Annotated in this window: 1 protein-coding gene; it reads left to right on the top strand. The window is 45.2% G+C overall.

The annotated features are described in order from the left end of the window. On the top strand, nt 1–248 hold a 248-nt coding region (locus CIK81_RS18910; RefSeq protein WP_241964265.1), incomplete at both ends, for a Bax inhibitor-1 family protein.

The following is a 248-nucleotide window of genomic DNA, read 5'->3' on the forward strand; positions in this document are numbered from 1 at the left end:
TTTGCTTTGGTCTGCGGTTGTTGCCGGTGTATCCATGGCATTAAACTTGCCTCGCCCGGGACTGATTCTGATGCTAGTAGGTTTCTATGGCTTGCTTTATTTAACAGAGAAAAACCGTAACTCAAGCTTAGGTCTCGTTTTCACTTTCTTATTCACAGGCTTCTTAGGTTACAGCTTAGGCCCAATTCTAAGTATGTATGTAGCGGAAGGCATGGGGGATGTGATTATTACCGCTCTTGGTGGCACAG

The sequence above is a fragment of the Brachybacterium sp. JB7 genome (assembly GCF_003335205.1).
Taxonomy (GTDB): Bacteria; Actinomycetota; Actinomycetes; order Actinomycetales; family Dermabacteraceae; genus Brachybacterium; species Brachybacterium alimentarium.